The organism is Stenotrophomonas sp. STEN038 (assembly GCF_056759895.1).
In genome coordinates this window covers 1-7,991 of record NZ_JBRRDW010000090.1, presented here as the reverse complement: position 1 = coordinate 7,991, position 7,991 = coordinate 1, and the positions used below count along the sequence as shown (strand labels likewise).

The following is a 7,991-nucleotide window of genomic DNA, read 5'->3' as shown; positions in this document are numbered from 1 at the left end:
GCGCCCTCCTAGTCCCCCCCCCGCCCCCCCCACCCACGCCCGCCCGGCCCCCGCCCCCGCCGGCGCCCCACCACACCCCCCCCCCCACCCCGGGCGCCTCGGGGGGGCCCGGCCCCCACCCCCCCCCCCCACCCCGGTTTTTACCCCAACCAACGTAAGAGCCTCCGTAACCGTTTACATGCCCCGTCCGGCCCGCCGCAAACCCCGTAACCCCAATCGAATTCGGTACGATACGCGCGGGGACAATGCGGTGCCGGGGGATCAGCGGCAGCGTTGCGAGTTCTTGTTTGGCATCCGTCGTTCCACATGGGGTGGACCAGCGCGCCTTCGCCTGCCTTTTTGTCGAACACCCAATGATCGCCACCCTCCTAGTCGGCATGCTCTGCGTTTACCTGCTGAGCTTCACCGTGATGTTCCTGCTCATCAGTCGTCGCCTGCAGGACGAGAAGATGGGCATGGACGTGTTCGGCGTGGGCAACCTGATGCTCGGCGGGGCCTATGTGCTGCAGCTGATGGAAGGTGCGCCGGGCTGGAGCTGGCTGAGCATGGTCAACCACACGCTCACGCTGTGCTCGCTACTGGCATATTGCGTGGGCGGGGCGCGGTTCTTTGGCCGCTCCACGCCGCTGGCGATGCCCTTGCTGTATCTGGCCGTGGGCTACAGCCTGCTGCAGATCCTGGTGAACTGGACGCTCGGTCCGGTGGCGCGCTACGTGCTGCTGGCTGGCACCTGTGCGGTGTCCTTCGTCGGCATGGTGGCGGTGCTGCTGTACGGTGTGCGCAGCTTCGCCAGGGACCTGCGCGGTGAGGTGCTGCTGTTTGCCGGTTTGATCAGCGGCATCTGCGTGCTGAACGTCATCAAGCTCAGCAAGCTGCTGTCTGGCGGTTTCGAGGCGCTGAGCATGGACGGCCAGTTTTCGATGATCTTCTATGTCTACATGTGCTCGCTGGCGACCATCCTGCCGCCATCGATCGTCTGGCTGGTCCTGCGTCGTCTGACCGACAGGTTGCGCGGCATTGCGGCCCACGATCCGCTTACCCAACTGCTCAACCGCCGTGGCTTGGGCACAGCATTGGAAGCCTGCTTCCGGCGGCCGGGTGCCACCGCGCGCCTGCTGCTGATCGACGTCGACCATTTCAAGCGCATCAACGACAACTACGGTCATCAGACCGGCGACGCGGTGCTATGCGGTGTGGCCGAGGCCTTGCGTGCCTCGGTGCGCAAGGACGACCTGCTGTGCCGGCTGGGCGGCGAGGAGTTTGCCGCCATCTGCGTGGGCGCCAACGAAGCCTCGGCCCTGCGCGTGGCCGAGCGTGTACGCACCAGCATCGAACAGGCGGTGATGCTGCAGGGCCCACGCTACGAAGGCCTGCGCTGCACCGTCACCATCGGCGTCTCCGACAGCTTCTCCAGCGAAGCCGGCCTGGCCCACGCCATGCAACAAGCCGACGCCGCCCTCTACCGCGGCAAACACACCGGCCGCAACCGCGTAGAGCAAAACCGGGGTCAGAGTCGGATTAACGCGGCGCTGGATACGGTGCATTAGTCGGCTGCGCCGGGCGCTGGGCTCGCTGGCGTTCTCTTTCTGGGCCTTCCGCTCTTGCCGGGTATCAGACTGCGGCCAATCTGAGCTTCTATAGCGGCACGGAAGCAATCGTTGCCCATCGGTTGTTGACGGTGCAGGTGGTCGCGGAAGTCGCTAGCATCGTTGCTGGCTTGCCTGACCAGGTCGCGATATGCCGCTCGACGTTGTGCGTCGGTGACGCCCAGTTGTCGATAGCAGGCGTGCATTCGTATGACCGGATCTGGTGCACCAAGGGCATTGTGCCGGTAGCTGGACCATGCGTAGTCGTCCGGACTCGCGACCATCCCTGCGCGTACAGGGTTCAGCTCGATATAGCGGTAACAGCGCAGGAGGTGTGCGTCATTGGCTATTAGGTGGGATCTGTAGCGGCCCTCCCATAGTGTGCCGGTGCGGCCGTAAGCGTCATTGATGTAGCGGACGTAGCGGCGGCCGAGTGACTGCATTACTCGGCTTATCGCACCTGCCCGGGACGGGGTTATCAACAGGTGTACGTGGTTGGTCATCAGTACGTAAGCATGCAGGCTGCTTTCGTGCACGATGATCAGGTCGCGTAGATCCTGCAGATAGCGCACGCGGTCAATCTCGCGGAAGAAGCACGGTTGCCGATCATTGCCGCGCTGTATGACGTGCTGGGTTACGTCTGCCAGATCAATCCTGGGGTGCCGTGCCATATGCGGTGCTCATGCTGGGCTGCCGATCACCCTAGTGTTGCTGGCGCGTACCTGCGATCCGGGGAGTCGGGTGGATTGTGTAAGAACCTGACTCTGACCCCGGTTTTGAACACACGAATGGCCACGGAAGTGCATGCTCCCAAAGGTGCCGGTTCTGGATGGAACTTTGCGCCCCGTACTTGTGCGGCGCTGAGCAGGTAATAGAAGATCGGTTCGACGTCTCTCAGCCAAGGAAGGGATCGGACATGCATAGATTGCTGTTGCTTGCACTTCTGATGACGCCGGCCAGCGCTATCTGCAGTCAGCCAAAGGAGCTATATCAGAACGCCGTCATCTCTCTTGATGGAGGCGGCCTGTGCTTGCGCGCCAATGACGTGGAGGAGTTGGAGGGCCGGGGATCTGGTGTGACCAACGTAAGCATCTATCGTCAGGACGCGAGTGGCTCGCACCTTCTCTGGCAACAGAGCTTTCCACCGAATGAGGGGCTTGTTCCGGTTGTGTCCCCGCATCAGTGTCTTGATGGCCTCGAAAGCACGGGCAATCCTTTGCCAGATCTGTTGCCGGGAACTCGATATCTGGTTGATGTTGCTGCCTTCATCGTGGCGTCTGAAGGTGAGCTGGTCCGCCGTTGGTACAGCGGAAATTTCTGCGTGGTGCGCGGGGAGTCAGGGCTGGAAAGCCGGCAGATTGTGTTTGACCGTCGCCGGAAAATCTGGCCTTGGGGTATCTGCGGCATTTAGGTATGCGTGGCCGCAACGCTGTTAACGAAAGCTGTTTGCTGGACCTTGGGATGAGAGGCGTGGGAATGTAATTCGCATATCAAGAACCTGACTCTGACCCCGGTTTTGCTCTAACATGCCGGCACCAGCCAGCCATTCCCGTTCGACAACGGCGCAGCGAGCCAGGACACCCTTCGTGCCCTATCAAGGAAGCTCGCAATGTCGAAATCCCCCCTGTTCCGTTCCGCTGCGCTCGCGCTGGCGGTCTCTCTTGCAGTAGTTGCACCGGCTGCTTCGGCGACGTCGCCGGTTGCTGCCAACAGCAACACCACTACTGCCGTGCAGCGCCAGGCCGTCGCCAAGGGGCTGTACGAACTGGCTTACAGCCCCACGCAGAATGCCGTTTTCGTCGCTTCGTCCGGTGGCTTTGGCGATGCTGCCGGTCCGGCTCAGGTGCTGCGTCTGGACCCCTCCACGCTCGCCGTGCAGCAGCGCATTCCGTTGGAGCGCAAAGGCTTCGGTGTGGTGCTGGATGATGCCAACAATCGCCTCTACGTCGGCAACACCGTCGATACCTCGGTGACCGTGGTCGATACCGCGCAGAACAAGGCCGTCGGCACGGTGCAGCTGATGGAGAAGGTCACCGGCAAGGACGGCAAGTCCTATTTCAGCCACGACTTGCGTGAGCTGGTGGTGGATGCACCCAATCATCGCCTGTATGTCACCGGCCACTCGCAGGAAGGTAGCGTGCTGTTCGTGGTCGATACGCAATCGCTGCGTTTGATCGACACCATTGAAGGGCTGGGCAAGGCCAAGGCGCCGGGTCTGGCGCTGGATGCGACCGGCAAGCGCGTATACACCAGCAATCTGCTCGGTGAAGTGGTCACCGTGGGCACCGACAGTGGCAAGGTCGAGCAGCGCTTCCAGGTCAGTGCCGAGCAGCCGATGAACATCGCGCTCGATCCTGCGGGCACGCGCTTGTTCGTCACCGACCAAGGCCTGGAGATGATCCGCAAGTACCAGGGCAGCAGCATCGAAGGCTTCGTCTCGCGTCATCCGGGCAAGCGCGTGCTGGTGCTGGACCGCAGCAGTGGCGCTGAACTGGCGAGCATCCCGACCGACGCGGGCCCGCTCGGCATCCTGCTGGATGCACCGCGCAAGCGCCTGTACGTGACCAACCGCGAAGCTGGCAGCGTCACCGCCTATGACAGCGACAGCTACCAGCAGGTTGCCAGCTGGTCGGTACCGACCCATCCGAACAGCCTGGCGCTGGATGCGAAGAACAACGTGCTGTACGTCAGCATCAAGAACGGCGAAAGCGACCCGAAGGGTGCTGAGGAAGCCGTTGCCCGTATCGAATTGGGCAGCTGACGCAGAAGCTTTTGCAGCATCTGATTGCTGCGCGGGCCGGGGCCAGCATGCCTGCTGCCTCGGCCCTTCTTTTTGTGTGGTAGCTAGAACGGGCTCGAAGATGCTGCGAGTTTGGATAGCTTGCATAGCCATTGGAGTCCACCTTCAAACTTGCGAATCTGGCTGGATGGTGGGTTAGCTAGCGGGGGGGTAGGGGAGGTGCATGTGCGACTTCCGTATCGATCATGGTCCAACAGAAGGCGGATGAATTGCTTCACAAGGGCGGCGATGCAGCGATGGCCGGGCCAGCATCCGATCAGCCGCGGCAGCGAGTTTGGAAAGAAGCTGCCTGCTCTGTTGGAGAAGCGTAGCGTGCAGTTGCAGGTGGTGCAGGTTGACGTCAACGCGCTGGCGTCGGAATGGGGCCTGACCGAGCAGCAGCCGTTGGGCTTTATTTTTGCCGAGTACAACTGCCGTTCGATCGATGGAGAGCGCTGAGTGCCCCAATGCCATGACGCGAGAATCTCAGCGCCTGCTATTGCATCATGCAGGCAATCGTTACTCCATCCCAGCTGCAGTACATACGACTGTCATTGCGGCTCGCCCCGCTGATGCGGATCCCATACAGGCGGGCGGAGTCGATCCAGCGATTTCGGTTCTGCTGGCCGTGGTCTCCTTCGCCAAAATAGTAATCACCAACGTAGCTGGGCGCAGTTTCTGGAGCGGCAATGGCCGCATCAGGCAGCTTGTTGCCAAGCGCGTCCCGACTTTCGCCGTCGACGTAGTTGGCTTCTGTGACGTTGTCTGTCGTCACTCTGTAAGCTGTCCGCGAGCCATCGCGCCACTGGACAATCACCATTATTGAACCCGCACCGTGCTTCGAAGCCCAAGTGAGGGCGAGTTGCTGTACAGAGAACGCGATCGAGTTCCAGGCCGCACTGCTTGTACCTGCTCCTGCCAAGCCTTCAGCCAGATACTGCCCAAACCTGGTCCGTGATGTGGCTGAGAGGATGATGTCGCTGGCGCTGAGATCCTTGTAGGCATCAGGAAAGGTGAAACCCACGGGGTTTGAGAGCTGAGGGTTATCTGGATGTACCGTTACGACAAGGCCTCCCTTGTTCCTGTCAGAGTAGGTGTGCGGGATGGAATCGTCTCCGAATCGGTCTGCTTCGGGATTCAGGATGCCATCTGATGGTCGAGAACTCGCTGCTATCGAGGCCGCTTCCATGATTCGATAGAAGGCTGACGATATCTGTGAAGGTATCGGAGTACGTACAGTTCGCCAGCGCCTCAGTTCCCGGTCATATTCCACCTCATATGCCGATAGCGTTACGTTCTCGAAATCCACGACGAGGCTGATTCCATTGCCTTTTGATATGGCTGCATTGACGGTTGATGGACAGCGGTTGCATTCAATCACGCCTCCAGCGAAGGCCTTGAGTGGTGCAAGTGTGATCACTGTCATGAGGATGACGCGGCTGTACGTGGATGATAACCGTCCCACGGGCTTCTCCAATTGGCAGGAAAATCTGCAAACGAAGCTTCGATGGCTTGGGGCGGGTGGATATATCGGTCAGATGCTTGCCGGGCTCCGGCAATCCAGTTGGGCCGGGATAAGAGAATGGATGGGAGGGCTGTGAGCCTTCGTCCTGATGTCTCGTTTACGCGCTCTGGCGCCGTATCGAAGCAGTTGCTGGCATCATCGGCAAATGAAACTTACCCTCGACCACCTGCGCCGCTACGCGGTCGCCCGTTCGCTGTTCAAGCCGACCACGCTGATGCGGGCGATTGCGAAGCTTGGGTTCGTGCAGGCTGACCCGATCCGCGCGCCCGCAAGGGCGCAGGACCTGACGCTGCGGCACAGGGTCGTCGGATATCGGGCCGGGGATTTGGAACGGCGCTATCCGCGTCTTCCCATCGAGGAAGATTTCTTCGTCAACTATGGCTTCCTGCCACGCGGCCACCAGGCGCTGATGCACCCGCGACAGGCTCGGATGGAATGGACGCCGGCACGCTGGAAGCAGGCGCAGGCGGTGCAGGCCTTTATCGCCGAGCGTGGTGCGGTGCACCCGCGTGAGGTGGATGCGCACTTTGCACACGGCAAGACCACCAACTGGTTTGGCGGCTCGTCCAATGCCAGTACCCAGTTGCTCGATGGCATGCATTACCGCGGCCTGCTGCGGGTGGCGCGACGCGATGGTGGCACGCGCGTCTATGCAGTTCGCGATGCGGCGCTGGCGGTATCTGCTGACGAGATAGGCGCGCGCATGGATGCATTGATCGACCTGATTGTTGGTAAATACGCACCGCTTCCCGATGCAAGCCTGGGTCAGCTGGTGGCCTATCTGGGGAATGGTGTCCCGCAGTGGAAGGATGCGCGCAAAGCGGCATTGGCGCGTGCGCGCCTGCGCCTGCAACGGGCGAGGGTGGATGGGGTTGATTGGGTATGGCCTGCCGATGAGCGTGCGGAAAGCCGTCGCTGGAAGCCGGATACCCAGGTGCGCCTGCTGACTCCGTTCGATCCCGTGGCCTGGGATCGCCGTCGCTTCGAGCTGCTGTGGGGTTGGGCGTACCGCTTCGAGGCGTATACGCCGCCGGCGAAGCGCAAGATGGGCTATTACGCGCTGCCGTTGTTGTGGGGCGATAGGGTCATTGGCTGGGGCAATCTATCGGTGGCTGGTGGCGCGTTGGATGCGCAACTGCAGTACGTGGAAGGAAGGGCGCCGCGTGACGCTGTGTTTGTCGACGGGCTGGATGCGGAGCTTTGGCGCATGCGGATTTTTCTCGGGCTGGATGAGTGAGTTGAGGTCTGGGCTGGGGGCGGTATCCGAACGTAGTGCAGTTGAAAGGATGCGCTTGCACCTCCGGCCGTTGTTCTGATTGGTTGCAGATGTTGTTGAACAAGCCGGTCGCTTGCGGGCGGAGTACAGGCTTACTCATTCGCGCGCGACGGACACGTTTCCGGGCCGAGGTTGATTGCCAGCTGGCGCATCCGTCATGCTGCGCTGCCACGCCACAACAAGCCCGCAGGACCATCTCGTGCCGACAACCACCATAGCCACCGCCCGCAACAGCGCCGTGCATATGGCTGTGGCGTTCATTGCGATGGGTAGCTGGGCCGCGTTCGCGAACCTTGCGCATCCGATGCCGCGGCCGTTGATCGCCGGGGTAGTGCAGGGCACCTTGTCGGCGCTGATTACCCTGTTCCTGAAGCGGATGATCGAGGCGCTGTCTGCGCGCTTGCCCGGAAGCGCCGGCTATTGGGTGCCGCCGGTAGTGGCCGTCGTGGTTTCGCTGAGCCTGCTCAGCAGCATCCATTGGATCGCTGGTACACCTGAGATCCTGAAGACGATCGTGGTGCCGTTATCGATAACGGCGATCTATGCGACGAGCTACAACCTGGCGCTACGGCGGATGTCGGTGTAGGAGAGGCCTAAGCCGCGAAGCTCGCAACGCCTGCAACCTGTAGTGCCGAGCGATGCTCGGCAGAGGCTCTACCGGGAAAGCCCCTTGCCGAGCATGGCTCGGCACTACAGGAGCTGCTTTTGTTGCGGCGGTAGCATGCTGGCGTAGCTGCAGTCGGCGAAGAGCGAACCCCTCCCCAGCCCTCCCCTTCGCTACGCGAAAGGGAGGGAGCGTAGTGCCGAGCCATGCTCGGCAGAGGC

8 protein-coding genes are annotated in these 7,991 nt (G+C 61.6%); 6 read left to right on the top strand and 2 right to left on the bottom strand.

Annotation, left to right across the window (positions count from 1 at the left end; translation table 11 throughout):
- The first annotated feature begins 353 nt into the window (after nt 1-353).
- Nucleotides 354-1,547 (top strand): GGDEF domain-containing protein, encoded by a 1,194-nt coding sequence (locus ACVOLS_RS20850; RefSeq protein ID WP_481547216.1) that lies wholly within the window; start codon nt 354-356, stop codon nt 1,545-1,547.
- Here ACVOLS_RS20850 and ACVOLS_RS20845 read toward each other — a convergent pair.
- Complete coding sequence (locus ACVOLS_RS20845; RefSeq protein WP_481547215.1) at nt 1,544-2,257, bottom strand: transposase; 714 nt, start codon at nt 2,255-2,257, stop codon at nt 1,544-1,546. The two genes, ACVOLS_RS20850 and ACVOLS_RS20845, sit on opposite strands and share 4 nt — an antisense overlap.
- A 245-nt stretch (nt 2,258-2,502) precedes the next feature.
- Here ACVOLS_RS20845 and ACVOLS_RS20840 point away from each other — a divergent pair, with 245 nt between their 5' ends.
- The 3 genes from ACVOLS_RS20840 (at nt 2,503) to ACVOLS_RS20830 (ending at nt 4,824) form a co-directional block, all read left to right on the top strand.
- On the top strand, nt 2,503-2,997 hold the full coding sequence (locus ACVOLS_RS20840; RefSeq protein ID WP_481547214.1) for a hypothetical protein: 495 nt from the start codon (nt 2,503-2,505) through the stop codon (nt 2,995-2,997).
- 198 nt (nt 2,998-3,195) lie between these two features.
- Nucleotides 3,196-4,347 (top strand): YncE family protein, encoded by a 1,152-nt coding sequence (locus tag ACVOLS_RS20835; RefSeq protein WP_481547213.1) that lies wholly within the window; start codon nt 3,196-3,198, stop codon nt 4,345-4,347.
- A 267-nt stretch (nt 4,348-4,614) separates the two neighbouring features.
- Nucleotides 4,615-4,824, top strand: coding sequence for a hypothetical protein (locus ACVOLS_RS20830; RefSeq protein ID WP_481547212.1), 210 nt, complete (start codon nt 4,615-4,617; stop codon nt 4,822-4,824).
- Between the two features lie 37 nt (nt 4,825-4,861).
- Here the strand turns inward: ACVOLS_RS20830 and ACVOLS_RS20825 are convergent, their stop codons facing one another.
- Nucleotides 4,862-5,791, bottom strand: coding sequence for a hypothetical protein (locus ACVOLS_RS20825; protein ID WP_481547211.1), 930 nt, complete (start codon nt 5,789-5,791; stop codon nt 4,862-4,864).
- A gap of 244 nt (nt 5,792-6,035) precedes the next feature.
- Here ACVOLS_RS20825 and ACVOLS_RS20820 point away from each other — a divergent pair, with 244 nt between their 5' ends.
- Nucleotides 6,036-7,127, top strand: a complete 1,092-nt coding sequence (locus ACVOLS_RS20820) for a DNA glycosylase AlkZ-like family protein (protein ID WP_481547210.1) — start codon at nt 6,036-6,038, stop codon at nt 7,125-7,127.
- Between the two features lie 238 nt (nt 7,128-7,365).
- Nucleotides 7,366-7,752 (top strand): hypothetical protein, encoded by a 387-nt coding sequence (locus ACVOLS_RS20815; protein WP_481547209.1) that lies wholly within the window; start codon nt 7,366-7,368, stop codon nt 7,750-7,752.
- The last annotated feature ends 239 nt before the right edge of the window (nt 7,753-7,991 follow it).

Coding starts and splice junctions, on each gene's coding strand:
- ACVOLS_RS20820 (WP_481547210.1), top strand. CDS start 6,036: ATGAAACTTACCCTCGACCACCTGCGCCGCTACGCGGTCGCCCGTTCG.
- ACVOLS_RS20830 (WP_481547212.1), top strand. CDS start 4,615: ATGCAGCGATGGCCGGGCCAGCATCCGATCAGCCGCGGCAGCGAGTTT.
- ACVOLS_RS20850 (WP_481547216.1), top strand. CDS start 354: ATGATCGCCACCCTCCTAGTCGGCATGCTCTGCGTTTACCTGCTGAGC.
- ACVOLS_RS20835 (WP_481547213.1), top strand. CDS start 3,196: ATGTCGAAATCCCCCCTGTTCCGTTCCGCTGCGCTCGCGCTGGCGGTC.
- ACVOLS_RS20845 (WP_481547215.1), bottom strand. CDS start 2,257: ATGGCACGGCACCCCAGGATTGATCTGGCAGACGTAACCCAGCACGTC.
- ACVOLS_RS20825 (WP_481547211.1), bottom strand. CDS start 5,791: ATGACAGTGATCACACTTGCACCACTCAAGGCCTTCGCTGGAGGCGTG.
- ACVOLS_RS20840 (WP_481547214.1), top strand. CDS start 2,503: ATGCATAGATTGCTGTTGCTTGCACTTCTGATGACGCCGGCCAGCGCT.